This window comes from Variovorax soli NBRC 106424, from assembly GCF_001591385.1.
Taxonomy (GTDB): domain Bacteria; phylum Pseudomonadota; class Gammaproteobacteria; order Burkholderiales; family Burkholderiaceae_C; genus Variovorax; species Variovorax soli.
The window spans coordinates 1-23789 of the sequence record NZ_BCUU01000083.1; the positions used below are offsets into that span (position 1 = coordinate 1).

At 68.3% G+C, this 23789-nt stretch carries 21 protein-coding genes; 6 read left to right on the forward strand and 15 right to left on the reverse strand.

From position 1 onward, the window contains the following. Positions 1-87: 87 nt before the first annotated feature. The 3 genes from VSO01S_RS20125 to glpD are packed head-to-tail and all read right to left on the reverse strand — an operon-like array spanning position 88 to position 3861. Positions 88-1158, reverse strand: coding sequence for an ABC transporter ATP-binding protein (locus tag VSO01S_RS20125; protein ID WP_068644588.1), 1071 nt, complete (start codon positions 1156-1158; stop codon positions 88-90). 5 nt (positions 1159-1163) lie between these two features. Next, entirely contained in the window at positions 1164-2249 is a 1086-nt protein-coding gene (locus tag VSO01S_RS20130; protein WP_068644589.1) for an ABC transporter ATP-binding protein, read from the reverse strand. Then, positions 2233-3861 (reverse strand): glycerol-3-phosphate dehydrogenase, encoded by a 1629-nt coding sequence (gene glpD / locus VSO01S_RS20135; RefSeq protein WP_068644590.1) that lies wholly within the window; start codon positions 3859-3861, stop codon positions 2233-2235. The genes VSO01S_RS20130 and glpD overlap by 17 nt, the downstream gene beginning before the upstream one ends. A 165-nt stretch (positions 3862-4026) precedes the next feature. Here glpD and VSO01S_RS20140 point away from each other — a divergent pair, with 165 nt between their 5' ends. Together VSO01S_RS20140 and glpK are read left to right on the forward strand one after the other, a co-directional pair. Beyond that, positions 4027-4803: a DeoR/GlpR family DNA-binding transcription regulator gene (locus VSO01S_RS20140; protein ID WP_068644591.1), complete on the forward strand. Its 777-nt coding sequence runs from the start codon at positions 4027-4029 to the stop codon at positions 4801-4803. A gap of 13 nt (positions 4804-4816) precedes the next feature. Beyond that, complete coding sequence (glpK, locus tag VSO01S_RS20145; RefSeq protein WP_068644592.1) at positions 4817-6310, forward strand: glycerol kinase GlpK; 1494 nt, start codon at positions 4817-4819, stop codon at positions 6308-6310. A gap of 12 nt (positions 6311-6322) precedes the next feature. Here glpK and VSO01S_RS20150 read toward each other — a convergent pair whose 3' ends face one another. Next, positions 6323-6790 carry an SH3 domain-containing protein gene (locus VSO01S_RS20150; protein WP_245684269.1) on the reverse strand — a complete coding sequence of 156 codons (468 nt, stop codon included), beginning with the start codon at positions 6788-6790 and terminating at the stop codon, positions 6323-6325. A 197-nt stretch (positions 6791-6987) separates the two neighbouring features. Here VSO01S_RS20150 and VSO01S_RS20155 point away from each other — a divergent pair, with 197 nt between their 5' ends. Then, positions 6988-7224, forward strand: coding sequence for a DUF6364 family protein (locus VSO01S_RS20155; RefSeq protein WP_068644593.1), 237 nt, complete (start codon positions 6988-6990; stop codon positions 7222-7224). Beyond that, positions 7221-7655, forward strand: a complete 435-nt coding sequence (locus VSO01S_RS20160; protein ID WP_068644594.1) for a TA system VapC family ribonuclease toxin — start codon at positions 7221-7223, stop codon at positions 7653-7655. The genes VSO01S_RS20155 and VSO01S_RS20160 overlap by 4 nt, the downstream gene beginning before the upstream one ends. 40 nt (positions 7656-7695) lie before the next feature. Here VSO01S_RS20160 and VSO01S_RS20165 read toward each other — a convergent pair whose 3' ends face one another. From VSO01S_RS20165 to VSO01S_RS20185, 5 genes are all read right to left on the reverse strand, one after another. Next, positions 7696-8412 carry a TFIIB-type zinc ribbon-containing protein gene (locus tag VSO01S_RS20165; RefSeq protein WP_281179847.1) on the reverse strand — a complete coding sequence of 239 codons (717 nt, stop codon included), beginning with the start codon at positions 8410-8412 and terminating at the stop codon, positions 7696-7698. 13 nt (positions 8413-8425) lie between these two features. Then, on the reverse strand, positions 8426-9139 hold the full coding sequence (locus VSO01S_RS20170; RefSeq protein ID WP_084241999.1) for a GntR family transcriptional regulator: 714 nt from the start codon (positions 9137-9139) through the stop codon (positions 8426-8428). A 72-nt stretch (positions 9140-9211) separates the two neighbouring features. Beyond that, on the reverse strand, positions 9212-9964 hold the full coding sequence (locus tag VSO01S_RS20175) for an aspartate/glutamate racemase family protein (RefSeq protein ID WP_068644596.1): 753 nt from the start codon (positions 9962-9964) through the stop codon (positions 9212-9214). 36 nt (positions 9965-10000) lie between these two features. Further along, the gene (gene hydA, locus VSO01S_RS20180; protein WP_068644597.1) at positions 10001-11416 is read right to left on the reverse strand and encodes a dihydropyrimidinase; all 1416 of its coding nucleotides are present in this window, start codon (positions 11414-11416) and stop codon (positions 10001-10003) included. Positions 11417-11441: 25 nt separating this feature from the next. Continuing rightward, on the reverse strand, positions 11442-12755 hold the full coding sequence (locus VSO01S_RS20185; RefSeq protein ID WP_068644598.1) for an MFS transporter: 1314 nt from the start codon (positions 12753-12755) through the stop codon (positions 11442-11444). 314 nt (positions 12756-13069) lie between these two features. Here VSO01S_RS20185 and VSO01S_RS20190 point away from each other — a divergent pair, with 314 nt between their 5' ends. Beyond that, positions 13070-13798, forward strand: coding sequence for a maleate cis-trans isomerase family protein (locus tag VSO01S_RS20190; protein WP_068644599.1), 729 nt, complete (start codon positions 13070-13072; stop codon positions 13796-13798). 51 nt (positions 13799-13849) lie between these two features. Here VSO01S_RS20190 and VSO01S_RS20195 read toward each other — a convergent pair whose 3' ends face one another. From VSO01S_RS20195 to VSO01S_RS20205, 3 genes are all read right to left on the reverse strand, one after another. Beyond that, positions 13850-14806 carry an alpha-E domain-containing protein gene (locus VSO01S_RS20195; RefSeq protein WP_068644600.1) on the reverse strand — a complete coding sequence of 319 codons (957 nt, stop codon included), beginning with the start codon at positions 14804-14806 and terminating at the stop codon, positions 13850-13852. Positions 14807-14825: 19 nt separating this feature from the next. Beyond that, positions 14826-16340: a circularly permuted type 2 ATP-grasp protein gene (locus tag VSO01S_RS20200; RefSeq protein ID WP_068644601.1), complete on the reverse strand. Its 1515-nt coding sequence runs from the start codon at positions 16338-16340 to the stop codon at positions 14826-14828. 68 nt (positions 16341-16408) lie between these two features. After that, positions 16409-18775, reverse strand: a complete 2367-nt coding sequence (locus tag VSO01S_RS20205) for a DNA internalization-related competence protein ComEC/Rec2 (protein WP_068644608.1) — start codon at positions 18773-18775, stop codon at positions 16409-16411. Between the two features lie 168 nt (positions 18776-18943). Between VSO01S_RS20205 and VSO01S_RS20210 the strand changes: the two genes are divergently transcribed. Beyond that, on the forward strand, positions 18944-22447 hold the full coding sequence (locus VSO01S_RS20210) for a transglutaminase family protein (protein ID WP_068644602.1): 3504 nt from the start codon (positions 18944-18946) through the stop codon (positions 22445-22447). 6 nt (positions 22448-22453) lie between these two features. On the opposite strand, the gene VSO01S_RS20215 is transcribed toward VSO01S_RS20210, so the two are convergent. The 3 genes from VSO01S_RS20215 to uraH (VSO01S_RS20225) all read right to left on the reverse strand — a co-directional run. Beyond that, positions 22454-22930 carry a nucleoside deaminase gene (locus VSO01S_RS20215; RefSeq protein ID WP_068644603.1) on the reverse strand — a complete coding sequence of 159 codons (477 nt, stop codon included), beginning with the start codon at positions 22928-22930 and terminating at the stop codon, positions 22454-22456. A 35-nt stretch (positions 22931-22965) separates the two neighbouring features. After that, positions 22966-23301: a hydroxyisourate hydrolase gene (gene uraH, locus VSO01S_RS20220; protein ID WP_068644604.1), complete on the reverse strand. Its 336-nt coding sequence runs from the start codon at positions 23299-23301 to the stop codon at positions 22966-22968. Between the two features lie 76 nt (positions 23302-23377). Continuing rightward, positions 23378-23789 (reverse strand): hydroxyisourate hydrolase (uraH, locus tag VSO01S_RS20225; protein WP_084242000.1); only part of this gene is annotated, 412 nt, incomplete at its 5' end.

Consider the following 23789-nt stretch of genomic DNA (forward strand, 5'->3'; position numbering starts at 1 on the left):
AGGCCTCTATTGCAATGCCAGCACCGGCGCATGCCCCCACCCCTGCCCTCCCCCAGAGGGGGAGGGAGTTGAATATGGAAATGAATCTCATGCGACCAACTCCTCGTTGCGGTAGAAGCAGGTGCGAAGGTCCAGCACCTGCAGCCACACGGTGTCGCCGATGGCCGGCAGCGCGCTGCCGTTGGCCAGCCGGGCCTTCATGTCGCCGCCGTTCACCTGCGCCGTAAGCAGCGTGCAGGTGCCGATGTCCTGCAGCCGCAGCACCGTCGCGGGCACCGCGCCGGGATGGTGCTCGGTGGTGAGGCTCAGGTGCTCGGGGCGAATGCCGATCTTCAGCGGGCCGTCGGGCAGCGACACCGGCGCGGCCAGCTCGATGCCCGCCGCCTGCAGCCGCCCATTCCTGCTTTCGGCGGGCAGGAAGTTCATGCCGGGCGAGCCGATGAAGTGGCCCACGAAGGTGTGGGCCGGGCGCTCGAACAGCGCCTCGGCGGTGCCCACCTGCACGGCACGGCCGCGCGACATCACCACCACCTCGTCGGCGAAGGTGAGCGCCTCCACCTGGTCGTGCGTGACGTAGATGAGCGTGAGCTTGAGCTCGCGATGGATCTCCTTGAGCTTGCGCCGCAGCTGCCACTTCAGGTGCGGGTCGATCACCGTGAGCGGCTCGTCGAAGAGCACGGCAGACACGTCTTCGCGCACCAGGCCGCGGCCCAGCGAGATCTTCTGCTTGGCGTCGGCCGACAGGCCCGCCGCGCGCTGGCCCAGCTGGCCCGACAGCTCCAGCATCTCGGCGATGCGCCCCACCCGCTCGCGGATGCGCGACTCGGCAATGCCACGGTTGCGCAGCGGAAACGCCAGGTTCTGCGCCACCGTCATGGTGTCGTAGATGACGGGGAACTGGAACACCTGCGCGATGTTGCGCTGCTGCGGCGTCTGCCCCGTGACATCGCGGCCGTCGAAGCTCACGCTGCCCTGCGAGGGCACGAGCAGGCCCGAGATGATGTTGAGCATGGTGGTCTTGCCGCAGCCCGAAGGCCCCAGCAGCGCATAGGCGCCGCCGTCTGCAAAGCTCATCTTCAGCGGCAGCAGCGCGTAGTCGCTGTCCTGCTTCGGATCGGGCCGGTAGGCATGGGCCAGGTCGAGGTCGATGCGGGCCATGCTGGCTACCTTCCGTTGCGGGGCGCGGGGGCCAGGGCCAGGTCGCCGCGCGCGTCGAACACATAGACATCGGCCAGCGAGAAGCGCAGCAGCACCAGCTCGCCCAGGCCGAAACGGTGCACCCCGGTGAGCTGCGCCACCAGCTCGCCCGCCTGGCTTTCCAGGTGCACGAAGGTGTCGGAGCCGGCGATCTCGGCCAGCGTGATGCGCGCCTGCAGCTCCACGCCGTTGGGCCGATCGGCTTCCGGCTTGCCCACGGCCAGCGCGCTGGCGCGCAGGCCCACCGTCACCGGGCCCTGCGCCTCGCGCGGCAAGTCCAGCGGCAGCGCCAGGCCGCCGCCCAGCTGCACGCCGGCGCTGCTGGCCTGGCCGGCCAGCAGGTTCATGGGCGGATCGCTGAAGGCGCGCGCCACGCGCAGCGACTTGGGCGCGTGGAAGACTTCCGACGTCGGCCCGTACTGCAGCAATTCGCCCGCATCGAGCACGGCGGTGTAGCCGCCCAGCAGCAGCGCCTCGCCCGGTTCGGTGGTGGCATAGATCACGGTGGAGTCGCCCGAGGCGAACAGCAGGCCCAGTTCCTCGCGCAGCTCTTCGCGCAGCTTGTAGTCGAGGTTGACCAGCGGCTCGTCCAGCAGCATGAGCGGTGCGTTCTTGGCCAGCGCCCGCGCCAGGGCCACGCGCTGCTGCTGGCCGCCCGAGAGCTCGGACGGCAGGCGGTGCAGGAAGGGCGTGATGTGCAGCTTCTCGGCCAGCTCGCCCACGCGGGCGGTGATGTTGGCGTCGCCCCGCAGCTTGAGCGGCGAGGCGATGTTCTGCGCCACCGTGAGCGAGGGGTAGTTGATGAACTGCTGGTAGACCATGGCCACGTTGCGCTCGCGCACGGGCACGCCCGTCACGTCTTGCTTGTCGACGAACACCTTGCCGGTGGTGGGCGCGTCCAGCCCGGCCATCAGGCGCATGAGGCTGGTCTTGCCCGACTGGGTCGCACCCAGCAGCACCGTCACCGCGCCGCTGTGCGGCGCGATGCTCTGTTCGTACAACCAGGTCTGGGCGCCCACACGCTTGGTGACGCGCTCAAGGCTGAGCTGCAAAGATGGCCTCCTTCCGTGCCTCGTTGTTGTTCGGTGGTGCAGCGTGCGACAGCATCCACTGCTCGACCTGCTCGCGCGCCGCGGGCGCCAGGTGCAGGCCCAGCTTGGAGCGGCGCCACAGCACGTCCTCGCCGGTCTGGGCCCATTCCTCGCGCTGCAAATAGCGCAATTCGGCTTCGTACAGGCCCGGCGCCACCTGGGCGCCGAGATCCGACACGGACTTGGCATCGCCCAGGATGCGGTCCACCCGCGCGCCGTAGGCCCGTGCCAGGCGCCGGCCCAGCATGCCGCCCAGCCAGGGGTAGCGCGCATGCAGCGCGTCCACGAAGCGCTCGAAATCGGCGTCGGGCCGGCTGGCCTGCCCGATCCAGGGCGACAGGTCGCCGCCGGCCAGGAAGGCCCCGTCGGTCCAGGCCGGCCGGGGCTCGCCCAGCATGCGGCTCACCTCGTCGGCCGCGTCTTCCGCAAGCTTGCGGAAGGTGGTGATCTTTCCGCCCCACACCGACAGCAGCGGCGCGGCGCTGGTGTTGGATTCGAGCAGGTAGTCGCGCGTGACGGCCGAGGGGTCGCCCGAGGCATCGTCCAGCAGTGGGCGCACGCCCGAGTACGTCCACACCACGTCGGCGGGCGTGACCGGCTTGTCGAAGTAGCGGCTGGCCTGCACGCACAGGTAGTCGATCTCGTCCTTCTCGATGTGCGCGGCGCCGGGGTCGTCGCCGGCAATCTCGATGTCGGTGGTGCCGATCAGCGTGAAGCTGTCCTGGTAGGGAATGGCGAAGATGATCCGCTTGTCGGGGTTCTGGAAGATGTAGGCGTGGTCGTGCGTGAAGATGCGCGGCACCACGATGTGGCTGCCCTTGACCAGCCGCAGGCTCTTGGTGGCCAGCGCCTCGCCGGCCGCCGGCCGCGCCACGCCGCGCAGGAAGGACTCGGCCCACGGCCCGGCCGCGTTCACCACGGCGCGCGCGCGGACCTCGCGCTGACCTCCGGGCCCCTCGAGCACCACGCTCCAGCCGCCGGCATCGCGCACCGCGCTCACGCAACGGGTGCGCGTGAGCACCTGCGCGCCGCGTTCGCGTGCATCCATGGCGTTGAGCACCACCAAACGCGCATCGTCCACCCAGCCGTCCGAGTAAACGAAGCCGCGCTTGAATTCCTTCTTGAGCGGTTCGCCCGCCACGTGTTCGCGCAGGTCGATGCCGCGCGAAGCCGGCAGCACCTCGCGGCGCGCCAGGTGGTCGTACATGAACAGGCCGATGCGGATCATCCAGGCCGGGCGCTGCGCCGGGTCGTGCGGCATCACGAAGCGCAGCGGCCACATGATGTGCGGCGCGCTCTTGAGCAGCACCTCGCGCTCCTGCAGCGCCTTGCGCACCAGCGAGAACTCGTAGTACTCCAGATAGCGCAGCCCGCCGTGGATCAGTTTGGTGGACGAGGACGAGGTGTGCGAGGCCAGGTCGTCCTTCTCGCACAGCAGCACGCGAAATCCCCGACCGGCCAGGTCGCGCGCAATGCCGCAACCGTTGATGCCGCCGCCGACGATCAGCACGTCGCAATCATGGCCGCTGCCGGATTGCGAAGAAAAAGGAACTGCACTCACCTCGATTCCCATTCCTTTCCGTGATCTTTCTCACTTTGGGCGGCATCTTGCCGTTCGTATTTTTTCATTTTGATTCCTTCCGATGCGTATTTTCTCGGGGTTTACCCAAACATTGATTCGTTTTGTTTCGTTTTAAAGTCTGCCTGCCCCTTCGGGCAGCCGCAACAACGCGTTCGAATGGCCTTGCAAAACTCCAATCCGCGTCAGATCAACCTGCTGGACACCGTACGTTCGCGCGGTTCCGTGACAGTGGAACAACTGGCCGACATGCTGGGCGTGACCCTGCAGACCGTGCGGCGCGACGTGCAGCGCCTGGCCGACGCGGGCCTGCTCACCCGCTTTCATGGCGGGGTGCGGGTGCCCAGCTCCACCATCGAGAACATCGGCTACCAGCAGCGCGAGACGCTGCATGCCGAAGGCAAGGCACGCATCGCGCAGGCGGTGGCGAGCAAGGTGCCCAACGGCTGCTCGCTCATCCTGAACATCGGCACCACCACCGAGGCGGTGGCCAAGGCGCTCATGCGCCACAGCGGCCTGCGCGTGATCACCAACAACCTGAACGTGGCCAACATCCTGTCGGACAACCCGGACTGCGAGGTGATCGTGGCCGGCGGCTCGGTGCGCCAGCGCGACCGGGCCATCATCGGCGAGGCCACGGTGGACTTCATCCGCCAGTTCAAGGTGGACATCGCGGTCATCGGCATCTCCAGCATCGAGGCCGACGGCAGCTTGCGCGACTTCGACCTGCGCGAGGTGAAGGTGGCGCAGACCATCATCGCCCAGGCCCGCGAGGTCTGGCTGGCGGCCGACCACAGCAAGTTCAACCGGCCGGCCATGGTGCAGCTGGCCGACCTGTCGCAGATCGACTGCCTGTTCACCGACGCCGACCCGCCGCCGCCGTTTCCTGAATTGTTAGAGCGTGCCCAAGCCCGCCTGGAAATCGCCAAGGCATGAGAAGCTCCAGCCCATGAACTACCTGCTCGCCCTCGACCAGGGCACCTCCAGCTCGCGCAGCATCGTGTTCGACGAAGCCGGCCACATCGTGGCCATCGCGCAGCGCGAACTCACGCAGATCTACCCGCAGCCCGGCTGGGTGGAGCACGACCCGATGGAGATCTGGACCAGCCAGATCGAGACCGCACGCGAAGTGCTGGCCAAGGCGAAGCTTTCAGCCAAGGACATCCGCGCCATCGGCATCACAAACCAGCGCGAGACCACCGTGGTGTGGAACCGCAAGACCGGCCGTCCGGTGCACCACGCCATCGTGTGGCAGGACCGGCGCGCCGAGCCGCTGTGCGCGCAGCTGCGCAGCGAAGGCATGGAGCCCGCCATCCGCGAGAAGACCGGCCTCGTCATCGATGCCTACTTCTCGGCCACCAAGCTGCGCTGGATGCTCGACAACGTGCCCGGCGTGCGCGCGCAGGCCGAAGCCGGCGAGCTGGCCTTCGGCACGGTCGACAGCTGGCTCATCTGGCAGCTCACCGGCGGCAGGGTGCACGTGACCGACGTGAGCAACGCATCGCGCACCATGCTGTTCAACGTGCACGGCAACCGCTGGGACGAAGAACTGCTGCGCGCGCTGAAGATTCCGGCATCGCTGATGCCGGCCGTGCAGCCATCCAGCTCGCATTTCGCCGACACCGACGCCGCCCTGCTCGGCAGCTCGCTGCCGGTGGGTGGCGTGGCCGGCGACCAGCAGAGCGCGCTGTTCGGCCAGGCCTGCTTCGAGGCCGGCATGGCCAAGAACACCTACGGCACCGGGTGCTTTTTGCTCATGCACACCGGCAAGGAGTTCCAGCCTTCGCACAACGGCCTGCTGGTGACCAGCGCCGCGCAGACCCATGCCACGCCGCAGTACGCCATGGAAGGCAGCGTGTTCGTCGGCGGTGCCGTGGTGCAGTGGCTGCGCGACGGGCTGCAGGCCATCAAGGGCAGCGCGCAGGTGCAGGCCCTGGCCGAAAGCGTGCCCGATGCCGGCGGTGTGATGATGGTGCCGGCCTTCACCGGCCTCGGCGCGCCGTACTGGAAGGCGGATGCGCGCGGCACCATCACGGGCCTTACGCGCGGCACCAACCTCGGCCACATCGCCCGCGCCGCGCTGGAAAGCATCGCCTACCAGAGCGCCGCCCTGCTGCAGGCCATGAGCCGCGACGCGGTGGCCGCCGGCGGCGCGCCGGTGGCCGAACTGCGGGTGGATGGCGGCGCCAGCGTGAACGACCTGCTGATGCAGTTCCAGGCCGACCTGCTGGGCATACCGGTGGTGCGGCCGCAGGTGACCGAAACCACCGCACTCGGCGCCGCCTATCTGGCGGGCCTGTACAGCGGCGTGTACAGCGACATCTCGCAACTCTCCCGGCAGTGGAAGGTGGAACGCCGCTTCCTGCCGACCTGGAGCGCGGCCCAATCGCAGGAAGCGATGGCGCGCTGGGAACACGCCGTGCGCCAGGCCACGGCGGCCTGAAACGCGGCTGCCCTACCAGCCCCAGACGAGGTTGCGCGCGACCCAGCCGGTGCGGCCGCCGGTGGTGCGCACCTGCACCCAGTCGCCGCGGCGCGAGAGCGTGCGCAGCACGTCGCCGTATTCCATGCGGCTCACCACGGCACTCTTCGTATTGGGCGAACGCCGCAGGTTCGCCACCTTGGCCTTCACCACATGGTGCGGCGTGGCGTTGGTCATGGGGCGGTAGACCCAGGCCTTGTCGTTCTCGAAGTCGCTCACCTGCAGCCACTTGCCCCGCACCGAGACGACCTTCAAGGGGTAGCCCTTGGCCACGGTCCAGCGGGCCTCGTACTTGTTGCCGGGGCCATTGCGAAGATTCAGTTCATTCACCGCCGCACTGACCATGCGGGGTGTCGCCGCCATGGCAGGCGCCAAGGCGCCCCACCACAACAACAAGCCGCTCAGCAGCAGCGCGGGCCAACGGCCGACTCGGAACAACATGACGCGATATCTCCTTTCAAGTTCGGGTTCGGGTAACGCCGGCCGAAGCCGGAAACCGTCCGGGTCGCTTGAGAGGATTTAGTTCCGCAGTGGTCCGAACCACGCCTCAGATAGACATTGAGGCGCCATTCAGCAGAACAGCAGCCTACTCGCGGTGTCGGTACAATACAGATATCTGTATTCGATTCTCGTCCGGCATGAAGACCACGCTCAATTTGAACGACGCGCTGCTCGCCGATGCGAAAGCCTTGGCGGCGAAACAGCACACCAGCCTCACTCGACTGATCGAAGAGGGTCTGCAATTGCGCCTTCGAGCCCAGAAGGCGCCTGAAAAGACGCCTGTTCTGCCTGTCTACCGCGGTCGCGGCGGACTGGTGCGCGGCCTGGACCCCCGCAGCAACAAGGCCATGCTGGACGCTGCCGACGAAGAATGACGCCCGATGTCAACGTGCTGGTCGCCGCTTCGCGAAGCGACCATCCTCACCACGCATCGGCACGCCGTTGGCTGCAGCAAGCCCTGGCAGCCGCCTCCAAGGGCTCGGTCATCTGTCTTCAGCCCATGGTGACCGCAAGCTTCTTGCGGTTGGTCACGCATGCCAGGATCTTCGTGAATCCGACACCGACCGGGGAAGCCCTGCGTTTCCTCGACGCGCTGCTATCGGCGCCCGGCGTGCATCAGCCGATGCTCGGGGCGGAATGGCCGCACTTTCGCCGGCTGTGTGTGGAGAAGTCGCTGCGTGCCAACGATCTTCCCGATGCCTGGCTGGCTGCAGCCGTGATCCAGCAAGGCGAACACCTCGTGAGCTTCGACGCGGATTTCCGGCGTCTCCTTCCGGCATCGCAATTCACGCATCTCGTCGGCTGAACCCGGATGGCCGGCAGGGGCGATTCCCTCGGCTGCTGCTTCAGCGCATCAACGCCCGCCAGACCAATTCCACGCCCGTGGCCCACAGGTCGACCGTGAGGTCCAGTCCCTCGAGGCGCTCCTTCTGCTCCTCGCGCCGCGCCTGCGAGCGGCCGCGCTCGATGGCCACCAGGGCATCGGCCAGGTCGGTGCCGCGCGTGGCGGGGTCGGCCGGCCGGGCCGCCTGCGCGTGGCGCTGCAGCGCCTTCTCCACCGCGGCGGGGTCCAGCAGGGAGAACGCCGCCCGGCAGTGCGGACAGGCGTGCTCACGGCGGATGTCCACCGGCGCGCCGCAGCCGGTGCAGAAGATGGCGCCCACCCGGCGCGCCAGGTCTTCGATCTCGGGCCGGGTCAACTGCCGCACGAAGCCCTTCTCGACCATGAAGGACGAGAAGGTGGCAAAGCGCCCGTGCCCCTGCGCGCAGCGGTAGGTGACGTAGCGTCCGCTCCTGACCACGTCGAAGCCGTGCGACAGCACCTGCCGGCAGCGCGGGCACTGCAGGCGGCTGCCCACGGGATGATGGGCATCATCCCGATGCTCGTGCAGCAACTGGAACAGCGCCACGACGGCGTCGGGCGCCAGCTGGGTGTTCTCGCGCGGATCGAACCACAGGCCCTGGCAGGCAAAGCAGATGTCCAGCTCGACCGACCCGCCGACGCGGGTGGCGAACCGGTGCACCTCCATCGACTGGAGGCAGGAGGGGCAGCTGGATGACACGGGACGCGCGCCCTCAGCCCAGCACCGACTCGAGGTCCACCTCTTCGCTCTCGCTGTTCAGGTCCAGGCTGTCCTCGATGTGCTGCAGGTGCCGCAGCATCAGCTTGCGCGCCAGCGCCAGGTCGCCCGCGCGGATGGCATCGACGATGGCGCTGTGCTCGTCCACCCGGCAGCTGTTGGCGGTGGGCGCGTCGTACAGCGAGATGGTCAGGCAGGTGAGCGTGGACAGCTCCTTCATGGAGCGCGCCAGCAGCGAATTGCCCGCGAGTTCTGCCAGCAGCGTGTGGAACTCGCCCGACAGCCGCACCACGGCGTGCTTGTCGTTGGTGCGGCGGGCTTCTTCTTCCTTGCCCAGGTGCTCCTGCAGTCGGCGCAGCTTCTCCTCGTCGAAGTTCTGCGAGAGCCGCTCGAGCACGCCGGGCTCGATCAGGCGCCGGGCCTCGAACACCTCGCGCGCCTGCTCCACCGTGGGCTTGGCGACGAAGGCGCCGCGCTGGGGCACCAGCTCGACCACCTGCTCATGCGACAGGCGGGCCAGCACCTCGCGGATGCGCGGGCGGTTGGTGCCGTAGATGGCGGCGAGGCGGTCCTCGCCGAGCTTGGTGCCAGGCACCAGCCGGTGCTCGAGGATGGCGTTGGAAATGTTCTCGACGATCTCGTCGACGCTCATTTCACGCTTGGGGGAAGCCGCTTTCTGCTTGGGGCTGGTCTTGTTGCTGGGTGCCATGGCGCGATCTTATCGGGCCGCCCGGAAACCCGCAGGCGCCGGGCGGCCCGCGCCCGGCGTCGGCGGCGGATTTCAGCGGCCCGTATCGCGTGCCAGCAGCCGCTCGATGCCGGCCGGCAGCCCGCGGTTCTCCTTGACCGGGGGGCGGGCGAAGCTGCCCTGCCGCGCCGGCGAAGGATTGAGCGAAGCCAGCGTCTGCGCATGGCACACCGCGCTGGAAACACCGTCCACCACCGGCACCGGGATCTGGTCCTTGATGGAGCGCGCCAGCCCGGCCAGGGGCGCGCCGGCGATGATGATCACGTCGGCACCGTCCTCGTCGATGGCGGCCTGGCACAGCGCGCGCAGCGTCTCGCCGTGGTCTTCCTGCACCGCGCCGATGCTGCGCAGCGGCGTGTCCAGGCAGCGGATGCTGGCCAGGCGCCCTTCCAGGCCGTTGGCCTGCACCACTTCGCGGTACCAGGCGGTGATGCGGCGCGAAATGGCGACGATGGAAAAGCGCTTGCCCAGCAGGCAGGCGCTCATCAGCGCGGCCTCGGTCAGGCCCACCACCGGGATGTCCAACGCCTCGCGCAGGCCGTCGATGCCGGGGTCGCCGAAGGCGGCCACCACCATGGCGTCGAAGTTGTGGGCATGCTCGCCGGCCACCTGGGCGGTGGCGTAGGCGCCGATGAGCGATTCGAAGCGCGTCTCGATGTAGGCCACGCCGAAGGGTGCGGTCATCACCGTCACCTCGGTGCCCGGCGCGGCGGCGCGGCGCGCCTCGGCCTCGATCAGGTCGCTCACGCTCTGCGAGATGTTGGGGTTGATCAGCAGCAGCTTCATCTTTGCATTACTCCTTGGGCGTCGCTCGTCGGTCGGTCATCTCTTCGGCAGCAAGGTGGGGCGGCCGCGGCGCAGGAACTCGCCGCGACCCGCGCGCGGGTGGAATTCGCCGTCCCAGACCACTTCGCCGCGCGACAGGGTATAGGCCGGCCAGGCCTGCAGCTCGATGCCCTCATAAGGCGTGTAGTCCACGGCATGGTGCAGGTCGGCATTGCGGATGGTGCGCTGCCCTTCATGCCAGATCACCAGGTCGGCATCCGCGCCCACGGCAATGGTGCCCTTGCGCGGATGCAGGCCGTTGGCCTTGGCCGGGTTGGTGGAGGTCAGCTCGACAAACTTGTTGAGCGTGATGCGGCCCTGCAGCACGCCGTGCGTGTACAGCAGCGGCAGGCGGGTCTCGATGCCGGGGATGCCGTTGGGAATGTGGCGGAAGGCCACTTCCTCGCCGCCGGGCTTCTTGCCCTCGGGCGCGTCGTACTTGAAGGGCGCGTGGTCGGAACTGAAGACGGTGAACAGGCCGTCGTTCAGGCCGGCCCAGATCACTTCCTGGTTGGACTTGTCGCGCGGCGGCGGGCTGCACACGCACTTGGCGCCGTGGTAGCTGTCGTCCAGCCCCAAGTCTTCGGCGGTGAGGAACAGGTACTGCGGGCAGGTCTCGGCAAACACGTTCAGGCCGTGCGCACGCGCCCAGCGGATCTGCTCCACCGCCTCACGGCCCGAGACGTGCACGATCAGGATGGGCACATCCACCAGTTCGGCCAGCGAGATGGCGCGGTGCGTGGCCTCGCGCTCCACCAGCATGGGACGCGAGTGCGCATGAAAGCGCGGTGCGATGCGCCCGGCCAGTTCCAGCCGCTTGGTCAGCCACTCGATGCAGTCGGCGTTCTCGGCATGCACCATCGCCATGGCGCCGTGCTGGCGCGCCACGGCCAGCACGTCGAGGATCTGGCCGTCGTCCAGCTTCAGATCGTCGTAGGTCATGTAGATCTTGAAGGAGGTGTAGCCCTCGCGGATCAAGGCCGGCAGTTCCTCGTTCAGCACCTTCGGGGTGGGGTCGCTCACGATCAGGTGGAAGGCATAGTCCACGTGCGCCTTGCCTTCGGCCCGCTGGTGATAGTCCTGCACCGCGGCGCGCAGCGACTGGCCTTTTTCCTGCGCGGCAAAGGGAATCACCGTGGTGGTGCCGCCGCAGGCCGCGCTGCGCGTGCCGCTGTCGAAGTCGTCGGCCATGCGCACGGGCGGCGCCATGGGCTGGTCGAGGTGGCAGTGCGCGTCCACGCCACCGGGCGTGACCACGCGGCCGGCGGCGTCGATCTCGCGCACACCGGCCGGCAGGCCCAGGCCCAGCTGCACGATGCGACCGCCCTTGATGCCGATGTCGGCATCGAAGGTGTCGCTGGCGGTGGCCACGCGCGCATTGCGCACGACCAGATCGAATTCGTTCTTGTTCATTCGGAAAATCAAGGGTTCGGGATGCTCAGACCGGCAGCTTCTTGCTGTAGTCGATCAGCAGCGTGGAGCAGACGAACAGGCCCGCGCCGGCGGCGGCGAAGAACATCAGCGCCAGGTCGTAGGAGCCCGTGGCCTGCACGATGATGCCCACCAGGATCGGCACGCCGATGCCGGCGCAGTTGCCGCCCAGGTTCATGGTGCCGCCCAGGAAGCCCACGCGGTCGCGGGTGCCCAGCAGCGAAGGCACCACCCAGAACAGGCCGCACCAGCGCAGGAAGAACAGCGTGACCGACAGCAGGATCACGACGGTGACCGGGTCCTTGAAGCGCGCCACGTTGTAGATGGCGATGGTGGCCACCACCGAGGCGATGCCGAACAGCGTGCGCAGCACCTTGGCTTGCGAGGCGCCGGCGGCGCGCCACTTGTCGGCGATCCAGCCGCCCACCATTTCGCCCACGAAGCCGGAGAAGAACATGATGAACACGGCGCCGCCCATCTGCTTGATGTCCAGGCCGTGCACCTTCGACAGGTAGGTCGGCATCCAGGTCAGCAGGCCATAGAAGAGCGCGTTGAAGCACATCCAGCCGAAGAACATGCCCCAGACCGAGCGGTACTTGAAGAAGTCCAGCACCTTGCCGCTGGTGTTGGCCGGCTCCGCCGCCAGGTCGGCGGCGTGCGAGGCCTCGATGAAGCTGGCCTCGGCCTCGTTCACGTGAGGGTGCTGGCGCGGGTGGTTGCGGATGTACCACCAGGCGAAGAAGCCCGCCACCATGGTGCCCACGCCGGCCACCACGAAGGAGGTGCGCCACGAGTCGAAGTGCGCGATCAGGCCCGCGATGATGAGCGCGCCCAGTGCCGCGCCCAGCGGTGCGCCGCCGTCCAGCAGCGTGGCGCCGCGGCCGCGCTCGTTCTGCGTCATCCAGATGCCGTTGAGCTTGCCGCCGGCGGGATAGATCGGCGCTTCTGCAGCGCCCAGGCCCAAGCGGGTGATGAGCAGCGAGACCCAGCCGGTGCAGGCCGCCGCAATGGCCTGGAAGAAGCCCCAGCCCAGCGTGGCGCCGGCGATCACGCCGCGCGGGCCGTAGCGGTCGGCCAGCATGCCGCCGGGGATCTGCATGAAGGCATAGGTCCAGAAGAAGGAGGACAGCAGCAGGCCCTGCACGGCCGGGCCGATGTCGAATTCCTTGGCGATCAGCGGCATGGCCACCGAGAGCGAGGCGCGGTCGATGTAGTTGATCGAGATGAGCATCAACATCATCAAAAAGATCTTCCAGCGCACCTTGGTGGGTGCGCTGGCCTGATCCGTGGCTGCGGCCGCGGCCGTCATCCGTGCTTCCATGGCTTGTCTCCAGGCAATTGAGAGGGCGGCGCTTTCCGGCGCCGCAAGGTGGTGTGGTGGTACTTGGGCCCTGCCTGCAGCGGCCAATGCGACCGCGAGCAGCTTGGCTCAGGTCGCATTGTGATTGTCTACATTGTTGTTTACATTATGGATAACACCTATGTCTTCACAATGTTCCGCAGCAACGCGTTCAGCGTTTATTCATACTTGGCGAAAACCTTCAACTCCTCTGAAAAATTACTGTTTACAGTTTTGTCGACAGTGATGTACAAACCAGTCTCATAATCCCAACGCCACCCAAGGAAACTCCTTCAATGACCCGTCCCCTGCGCCTGGGCGTGCTCACGCCCTCTTCCAATACCGCGCTGGAGCCCCTCACCTCGGCCCTGGCGGCCGAAGTGCCCGGCTGCAGCGCCCATTTCTCGCGCTTCACCGTCACGGAGATTTCGCTTTCGGAGCAGGCGCTGGGCCAGTTCGATGACAGCAAGATCCTGGCCGCGGCCGAACTGCTGGCCGATGCCAAGGTGGACGTGATCGGCTGGAGCGGCACCGCCGCCGGCTGGCGCGGCTTCGACGCCGACCTGCGCTTGTGCGAGCGCATCACCGAGCGCACCGGCATCCGGGCGACCACCGCCATCCTGGCGCTCAACCAGCTGATCGAGCGAATGGGCATCCAGCGCCTGGCACTGGTCTCGCCTTACACCGGCGACGTGCAGGAACGCATCGTGGCCAACTACGAGGCCATCGGCGTGAAGGTGGTGGCCGAACGGCACCTGGGCATCACGGTCAACCACGACTTCGCGCTGGTCGAGCCCGAGCGCCTGTACGAGCTGATGGGTGAAGTGGCCCGCGAGGGCGATCCCCAGGGCGTGGTGACCTACTGCACCAACCTGCGTGCGGCGCCGTTGGCGGAACGGGCCGAGGCCGAGTTCGGCTTCACGCTGCTGGACACGGTGAGCACCACGGTGTGGGGGATGCTGCGTTCGCTGGGCGTGAGCACGCAGGGCATCCAGGGCTGGGGCCGGTTGTTCGAGCGGGACTGAGCACGCTCGGACCCCTGGGAGCAGGCATGGCGGCGCCATGCCCGCAGGTCGCTAGTGCGTTGGGACCAGGAAGTCCTGGCTGATCCGCATTCCGAGTTCGTTCACCCGGTCGAGGAACTGCGTCAGGTACGCATGCAGTCCCGTGGCCAGGATCTCTTCCACCTGCCCGTACTGCAGTTCCGCCAGCAGCTTCCCCGCGCGCCGCTGCGTCTCCGCGCTCTGCTGGTTGCGCACCTTGTCCAGGTTCATCACCACCTCGTGCATGCAGGCATGCAGCGAGCGCGGCATGTCGGCGCGCAGGATGAGCAGCTCGGCCACCCGCTCGGGCCGGATCACGTCGCGGTACACCTTGCGGTAGACCTCGAAGGCGGAGACCGAGCGCAGGATCGCGCTCCAGTGGTAGAAGTCGTACTCCTGGTCTTCTTCCGTGGCGGCGCCGAAGAACTCGGTGTTGAGCGCATGGAACTTCACGTCCACCAGCCGCGCCGTGTTGTCGGCCCGCTCCAGGAAGGTGCCCAGCCGCGCGAAGTGGAAGGCATCGTCCTGCAGCATGGTGCCCAGCACCACGCCGCGCGAGAGGTGCGAGCGGAACTTCACCCATTCGAAGAACGCGCCCGGGTCGCGCTCGAACTCGCCGCCGCGCAGCATGCGGTTGACGTCGAGCCAGGTGGTGTTCATGGTCTCCCACGACTCGGTGGTGAGCGTGCCACGCACCGCGCGCGCGTTTTCGCGCGCCGCGCGCAGGCACGACAGGATGGACGAGGGGTTGCTCTCGTCCTTGACCATGAACTCCATGGTCGCCTCGGGCGTGATCTGCCCGTGCTTGGCTGCAAAGGCGGGCATCAGCTCGCTGATGGACAGCAGGCCCTGCCAGCCGTACTTGGCCACTTCGGCCGACTGCGGCAACAGCGAGGTCTGGTAGTTCACGTCCAGCAGGCGGGCGGTGTTCTCGGCACGCTCGGTGTAGCGGGCCATCCAGTAGAGGTGGTCGGCGGTTCGCGACAGCATTGTTCTTGTCTCCCTGGTTCTAGTTGCTCGATTGCGATTGCGTTTGCGACTGGGATTGGGATTGCGACTGGCCGGACCGTCCGTTGCGCTCGCCCTCGAGAATCCATGTGTCCTTGGTGCCGCCGCCCTGCGACGAGTTGACCACCAGCGACCCTTCCTTGAGCGCCACGCGCGTGAGGCCGCCAGGCACCATCTGCACCTCCTTGGCCGACAGCACGAAGGGCCGCAGGTCGATGTGGCGCGGCGCGATGCCCGCGTCCACGAAGGTGGGCGAGGTCGACAGGCTCAGCGTGGGCTGCGCGATGTAGCCGTCGGGCCTGGCCAGCAGCGCCGCGCGGAACTCGTTGATCTCGGCCTGCGTGGCCGCCGGGCCGATGAGCATGCCGTAGCCGCCGGCGCCGTGCACTTCCTTGACCACCAGGTCCTTCAGGTTGGCCAGGGTGTAGTCCAGGTCGTCCTTGTTTCGGCACATGTAGGTGGGCACGTTCTTCAGGATCGGCTTCTCGCCCAGGTAGAACTCGACCATCTTCGGCACATAGGGGTAGATCGACTTGTCGTCGGCCACGCCGGTGCCCACGCCGTTGCAGATGACGACGTTGCCCGCGCGGTAGGCGCGCATGAGGCCCGCGCAGCCCAGCGTGGAGTCGGGCCGGAACACCTCGGGGTCGAGGAAGTCGTCGTCCACCCGGCGGTAGATGACGTCAATGCGCATCGGCCCCTGGGTGGTGCGCATGTAGACGAAGTCGTCCTTCACGAACAGGTCTTGCCCCTCGACCAGCTCCACGCCCATCTGCTGGGCGAGGAAGGCGTGCTCGAAGTAGGCGCTGTTGTACATGCCGGGCGTGAGCACCACCACCGTGGGCTCGGCGGTGGCCGGCGGTGCGCTGGCGCGCAGGGTCTCGAGCAGCAGGTCGGGGTAGTGCGCCACCGGCGCCACGCGGTTCTGGCTGAACAGCTCCGGAAAGAGCCGCATCATCATCTTGCGGTTTTCCAGCATGTAGCTCACGCCGCTGGGCACGCGCAGGTTGTCTTCCAGCACGTAGTACTCGCCGTTGCCGCCGGCGTCGGGCGCGCGCACGATGTCGATGCCCGAGATGTTGGAGTACACGTCGTTGGGCACGTTCACGCCCATCATCTCGGGGCGGAACTGCGCATTGTCGCGGATCTGCTCGGCCGGGATGATGCCGGCCTTGATGATCTCCTGGTCGTGGTAGACGTCGTGGATGAAGCGGTTGAGCGCGGTGACGCGCTGGACCAGGCCCTTTTCCATGCTCGACCACTCGTGCGCAGGAATGATGCGCGGCAGAAGGTCGAAGGGAATCAGGCGCTCCGTGCCCGAACCGTCCTCGTCCTTGGCGCCGTACACCGCGAAGGTGATGCCTACGCGGCGGAAGATCATCTCGGCCTCTTCGCGCCGCCGTCGCATCAACTCGCCCGGCTGTTTGGCCAGCCATTGGTCGTAACGCTGGTAGTGCTTGCGAACCGCTGCGCTCGGATAGGGCAGCTGTTCGTACATCTCGTCGAATTTGTGCATAGGTACGACCCGTCTCTCCTGCTCAATGCTTAGCAATTTCGAGGCCAATGCGTGCGCCTCTCCCTGAATCAGCGTGGCCGGTGCCCAGGCGGTTCTTGCGTCCGCATTCCATGTGCCCAGTAGCGCCGCGACGACTCCCGCTCGCATTGCCACCGGTCCGGCTCGCCGCTGTGCCATCGTAAGCCACCGCACAAGGGCGTGTCAGCCACCGCGACGCCGCGCGCCTCGTAACGCGCCAGCACTTCCCTGGCCGGATGGCCGAAGCGGTTGCGATAGCCGGCCTGCACCACGGCCAGGCGCGGGTTCACCGCGTCGAGGAAGGCGCCGCTCGACGACGTCTTGCTGCCGTGGTGGGGAACCAGCAGCAGGTCGGTCTGCAAGCCCGGCCTGCCGATGGCAGCCACCAGCGCCTCCTCCTGCTCGCGCTCGATGTCGCCGGCCAGCAGCGCACTGCCTCGTGCACCCCGGATGCGCAGCACGCACGACTGCGCATTGGGCTTGACGCCCGCCATCGCGACCTCTCCCGCCTTGGGATGCAGGACCTCGAAGTGCACGCCGTCCCACGCCCACTGTTGCCCGGCCTGGCAGCGGCGCAGCGGGCGCATCTGCTGCAGCGGATGGCCGCCTTCGATGGCGCCCAGCAGCTCCGCCTGCGGCTGCATGGCCAGCACGGCGGCCGCGCCGCCGGTGTGGTCGCTGTCGCGGTGGCTGAGCACCAGCAGGTCGAGTTGTTCGCCCAGCGCCCGCAGCAGCGGTACCAGCACGCGCTGCCCGGCGTCGCTGTCGCCGCGAAAGCGCGGGCCCGCGTCATACAGCAGGCTGTGGCCGGCCGTGCGCACCAGCACCGCGCTGCCCTGCCCCACGTCGGCCGCCAGCAGTTCGAACTCGCCGGCCGCGGGCCGCTGCGGCTGCCACAGAAGAGCCGGCAGCAACAGAGGCAGGCCGAGCAACCGCATCTGCCAGGGCAGCCGCATGGCCAGCAGCAGCCCGCCCGCCACGCCGCCCGCGGCCGCCCACCACGGCGGCGCCGGCCATGACAAGGTCGCCCAGGGCCACTGCGCCAGCAAGCGCAGGACGACCATCAGGACCTGCGTCGCCCACCCGGCCAGGTCCCACAGGGGCGCGAGCACGATGCCCAGCAGCGACAGCGGCATGAGCAGCAGCGTCACCCAGGGGATGGCCAGCAGATTGGCCGCAAGACCGACCAGCGACACCTGCTGAAAAAGCAGAAGCGTCAGCGGCGTGAGCGCCAGCGTGAGCACCATCTGCTCGCGCAGCATGCGCCGCGCCGCCGCCAGCGGTCCCTCGGTGCTTGCTGCCGTGCCACCCGCGTCTGCCGCAAACAGCACGGCCACCGCCACGAAGCTCAGCCAGAACCCCGCTTGCGTGAGCGCCCAAGGATCGAGCGCCACCACCGCCGCACAGGCGCACAGCCACACCACCGGCCACGGCCAGCCCAGGCCCAGGATGCGCAGCAGCGCCACCGTGCCCAGCATGCACACGGTGCGCTGCGACGGCACGCCCCAGCCGCTGAAGAGCGCATAGGCCCAGGCCAGCAGCACGCCACCCGCCAAGCCCGCATGCTGCGCCGGCCAGAGGAGCATGAGCCGCCCGCTGCGCCGCCAGAGGGCGCCGACGACGCCCGCGGCAAGCCAGCCGAACAAGGTGACGTGAAGGCCCGAGATGCTCATGAGATGCGCGACACCGGTGGCGCGGAACACGTCCCAGTCGGCACGCTCGATGGCGGACTGGTCGCCCACCACCAGGGCCGAGATCACGCCGGCCACGCGTGCGTCGGGCACGCGCGCCTCGATGGCGGCGCGCGTGGCTTCGCGCGCCTGCTCCACCGGATGCGCCCAACCCGACGACAGCCGCAGGGGCGCCGCCGCGCCGGTGCCCTGGCGCACGTAGCCCGTGGCCTGCACGCCCTGCTCCCAGGCCCACAGTTCGTAGTCGAAGCCATGCGGGTTGCGGCTGCCGTGCGGCGCCTTCAGCCGCACGTTCAAGCGCCAGCGTTCCCCGGCGCGCGGGGCCGCGCCGGTTGCGGCGCCATCGGCATACCAGCTCAGCGACAGCAAGGGCGGCAGGCGCATGCCGGGCGGCGGCTCGTCCACCGCCAGCCTGAAACGGATGCCACCGTCGAACTGCTGCGCCATCTGCGAAACAGTACCGACCAGCGTGAGGTCGCGCCCTTCGTCGGCGGGGTCGATGGCCTGGGCGGCAAACAGGCAGGCGCGCAGGCCGGTCAGCCCGGCGCCGGCAGAAGCACCGGCCAGCAGCGCAGCCAGCAGCACGAAGCGCGTCCAATGCCTGCGCCGCCGCACGATGGCCCCTGCCACCAGCCCGCCCAGCGCCAGCAGCGACGCATAGGCCGCCCAGCCCCATAGCAGCGGCTGCTGCAACTGCACGGCGCAGCCCAGCAACCACCCGGCCATGGCCGCGAAGGGCCATGCCGCGCGCGCGGCATCCCTGTGTTCGGACAACTCCACCTCCCTGGCGGCGCCTTGTTTGGCGCACTACTTGCATTCTTGTCCGCTAGTATGCGTCGGACTGTCTATCGGCAACGTTGCCGGCGCCGGTTCCCTCGCCCAGTCAGGAGAAACATGTCCATCCACGCCGCGCTCCACCACGTCACGCACTACAAGTACGACCGACCGGTGCAACTGGGGCCCCAGGTCGTGCGCCTGCGCCCGGCGCCGCACTGCCGCAGCAACGTGATCTCGTACTCGCTGCGCATCGAGCCGGCGGAGCACTTCATCAACTGGCAGCAGGACCCGTTCGCCAACTACCTGGCGCGGCTGGTGTTTCCGAAGAAGACCACCGAGTTCAAGGTGACGGTGGACCTGGTGGTGGAGATGGCGGTCTACAACCCCTTCGACTTCTTCCTGGAGCCGCAGGCGGAAAACTTCCCCTTCAACTACACGGCGGCCCAGGCGCAGGAACTGGCGCCCTACCTCGCCGTGGAGCCGGCCACGCCGCTGGTGGCCGCCTACCTCGACAAGATCGACCGCGGCGAGCAGCGCACCATCGACTTCCTGGTCAAGCTCAACCAGCAGGTTCAGCAGGACGTGCGCTACCTCATCCGCATGGAGCCCGGCGTGCAGACGCCCGAGCACACGCTGGAGGCCGGCAGCGGCTCGTGCCGCGACTCCGGCTGGCTGCTGGTGCAGCTGCTGCGGCACATGGGGCTGGCCGCACGCTTCGTGTCGGGCTACCTGATCCAGCTCACGCCCGACGTGAAGTCGCTCGACGGCCCCAGCGGCACCGAGGTGGATTTCACCGACCTGCACGCCTGGTGCGAGGTGTACCTGCCCGGCGCCGGCTGGATCGGGCTGGACGCCACCTCGGGCCTCTTGGCCGGCGAAGGCCACATCCCGCTGGCCTGCACGCCCACGCCCTCCAGCGCCGCGCCCATCGAAGGGCTGATGGACGAAGCCGAGGTGGAGTTCGGCCACGAGATGAAGGTCACGCGCATCTATGAGGCCCCGCGCGTGACCAAGCCCTACACCGACCACCAGTGGCAGGCCGTGCTGGCCCTGGGCGACGCGGTGGATGCGAAGCTGGCCGCCGGCGACGTGCGCCTGACCATGGGCGGCGAGCCCACCTACGTGGCCACCACCGACCGCGATGCACCAGAATGGAACACCGACGCGCTGGGTCCGACCAAGCGCGGCTATGCCACCGAGCTGGTGCAGCGCCTGCGCGCCGAGTACGGCGAAGGCGGCTTCCTGCATTTCGGCCAGGGCAAGTGGTATCCGGGCGAGCAGTTGCCGCGCTGGGCGCTGTCGATCTTCTGGCGCGCCGACGGCCAGCCCGTGTGGCGCAACCCCGAACTCTTCGCCGACGAACGCCATCCCACGCACTACACCAGCGCCGACGCCGACCGCTTCATCCATGCGCTCACCCGCAAGCTGGGCCTGGCCACCGACTTCATCCAGCCCGGCTACGAGGACGTCTACTACTTCCTCTGGCGCGAACGCCGCCTGCCGGTGAACGTCGACCCCTTCGACTCCAAGCTCGACGACGAACTCGAGCGCGCCCGCCTGCGCCGCGTGTTCACGCAGAAGCTCGATGCGGTGATCGGCTACATGCTGCCCATCGAACCGGCCAACGCCAACCTGGGGGCGCCGGCACTGGCCGGCCCCGGCTGGAAGACCGGCCCCTGGTTCCTGCGCGACGACCGGCTCTACCTGGTGCCGGGCGATTCGCCCATGGGCTACCGGCTGCCGCTGGACTCGCAGCCCTGGACGCGCAAGACCGACTACCCGTACCTGATCGACCGCGACCCCAATGCGCCGCTGGAGAACCTGCCCAGCGCGCAGGCGCTGCAGGGCCGCTATGACGGACCTGCAGCCACCAGCCCCGATTCACAGCGCCTGGGCGCCCTGCCCTACGCCTTCGGCCCCGCTTCGGCGGGCGCCCATCCGGCCGCGCTGAAGCTGCAAGGCGGCATCTCGGGCCCCGGCGCGGACCGGCAAGCAGGCGCGCCCGGCCAGGCCGCCGCACCGCGACGCGGCGAGTCGGCCCATGGCATCACCCGCACCGCCCTGTGCGTGGAAGTGCGCGACCCGCGCCGCGCCAACGGCCCGGCGGCCGAGAAAGTGGGCAGCGCATCGGGCGTGCTCTACGTCTTCATGCCGCCGCTGGCCCGGCTGGAGGACTACCTCGACCTGCTCGCCGCCGTCGAGTCGACCGCCGAAGATCTGGGCGTGAAGATCGTGCTGGAAGGCTACCCGCCGCCGCGCGACGCGCGCCTGAAGCTGCTGCAGGTCACGCCCGACCCCGGCGTGATCGAAGTCAACATCCACCCCGCCCACAACTGGCGCGAACTGGTGCAGCACACCGAGTTCCTCTACGACGCGGCCTTCCAGACCCGCCTGTGCGCCGAGAAGTTCATGACCGACGGCCGCCACACCGGCACCGGCGGCGGCAACCACTTCGTGCTGGGCGGCGCCACGCCGGCCGACAGCCCCTTCCTGCGCCGGCCCGAGCTGCTGGCCAGCCTGCTGCTGTACTGGCACAACCACCCGTCCCTGAGCTACCTGTTCTCGGGCCTTTTCATCGGCCCGACGAGCCAGGCGCCGCGCGTGGACGAGGCACGCAACGACCAGCTCTACGAACTGGAGATTGCACTCAGGCAGATCGCGCAGAACCGCGAAAAGTACGGGCAGGACATGCCGCCCTGGCTGGTGGACCGCACGCTGCGCAACATCCTCATCGACGTCACGGGCAACACCCACCGCAGCGAGTTCTGCATCGACAAGCTGTATTCGCCCGATTCGAGCACCGGCCGCCTGGGCCTCTTGGAACTGCGCGCCTTCGAGATGCCGCCGCACGCCCGCATGAGCGTGGTGCAGCAACTGCTCTTGCGTGCCCTGGTGGCCCGCTTCTGGGACCAGCCCTATTCGGCCCCTGCCACCCGCTGGGGCACCGAGCTGCACGACCGCTTCCTGCTGCCGACCTTCGTGAAGATGGACTTCGATGACGTCATCGCCGAGATGAATGCCGCCGGCTTTGCGTTCGACGCCGCCTGGTTCGCACCGCACCTGGAGTTCCGCTTCCCGATGGTGGGCCAGGTGCAGTCGATGGGCGTGGAGCTGACGCTGCGCAATGCGCTGGAGCCCTGGCACGTGATGGGCGAGGAAGGCGCCATCGGCGGCACCGTGCGCTATGTGGATTCGTCGCTGGAGCGCATCGAGGTGCGCGTGACCGGCCTGAACGAAAGCCGCCACGTCGTCACCGTCAACGGCCGCGTGCTGCCGCTGCAGCCCACCGGCACCGTGGGCGAATTCGTGGCGGGCGTGCGCTACAAGGCGTGGAACCCGCCCTCGTCGCTGCACCCGGCCATCGGCGCGCATGCGCCGCTCACATTCGACCTGATCGACACCTGGATGAAGCGCTCGCTGGGCGGCTGCCAGTACTTCGTGGCGCACCCGGGCGGGCGCAACTACGACACCTTCCCGGTCAATGCCTACGAGGCGGAGAGCCGGCGCCATGCGCGCTTCTCGCGCATGGGCCACACGCCGGGGCTGGTGAGCACGCCGCCGGCCACCATCGAAGTGGCGGGGAGCCGGGAGTTTCCGTTCACGCTGGACCTGCGGCGGTAGCGGAGATCAGCGCGTCGCGCGCTCCCACGCCTCGTACAGGTCTTCGCCCTCGTCCCGCACGGGCAGCGAGCGCAGGGGCATCTCGCGCTCCTCGATGGGGCGCGCAATTTCCACGTAGCCGCGCGCGGCCGACAGGTCGTAGGGCTCGCCGTCCTCATTCGAGTAGGCGTAGTACACCTCCTTCACGCCGGCCAGGTACATGGCCGTGAGGCACATCGAGCAGGGGTAGCCGCTGGCATACACCACGCTGCCCGACAGGTCGGTGCCACCTTGCGCCTTGGCGGCCATGCGCACGGCTTGCATCTCGGCATGGGCCGTGGGGTCGCACAGGGCGTCGACCTCGTTGACGGCGTTGGCCAGCACCTTGCCGCCCCGCACCAGCACGGCGCCGAAGGGCCAGGTCTTGCGCTCGCGCACGTTGCGCATGGCCAGGCGGATGGCGTCGACCATGTACTTTTCTGCTTGGGGGTCTTGAGTCGTCATTGAAGAAATTCGTGGCTTGGCAGGCAGCAGGAAGTTCAACTGCCGCGGTAGGTGGAAAAGTACCAGGGCGCGCACAGCATCGGCACGTGGTAGTGCTGCTTCGCGTCGAACAATCGGAAGCGCACCGGCACCACCTCGGTCAGCACGTCGGCCGACTTGAAATAGTCGCCGACATGAAAGCGCAGCTCGAAGTGCCCTGCGCGCGCCGCCTGTCCGGGCAGCATGGGCGTGTCGGTGCGGCCATCCGCATTGGTGCGCGCATTCGCGATGCGCGCGGGCGGATCGCTGGCCAGGTCGTAGAGCTCGACCTGCACGCCGCCCATGGGGCGGCCGGTGTGGATGTCCAGAACATGCGTCGTGATGCCGGTCATGGGGGCACTCCTTGTCAAAAAAATCCGCGAGGGGGTTGGCGAAGCGAACGCAGTCCGCGCAGCCTGGGGGGCGGGCCTAACTCCCGCGCGAGTAGCTGTAGCTCCACGGCCCCAGCTGGATCGGCAGGTGAAAGCGCTGCGACACGTCCGCGATGCGGATGCGCACCGGCACCGTCGACAGGAAGGGCGGCGTCGGCAGGCTGGCCTTGCGGCGCTCGAAGTATTCCTGCGCATGCAGCACCAGTTCGTACTCGCCGCTCTGATAGCTGTCCCCGACCAGCAGGGGCTCGTCGGAGCGGCCGTTGGCATTGGTGACCACGCTTCGGATCAGCTTCCAGCCCTCGCCTTCGCGCTTGCTGAAGTCGATGCGCAGGCCGGCCGCTGCCGAACCGAAGTAGGTGTCGATTGCGTGCACCGTCAGGCGCGGGCTGGCACCCGCCTGCACGATGGGGCCGGTGGCCGGCGCGGCCGGTGCAGGCACAGCGGCC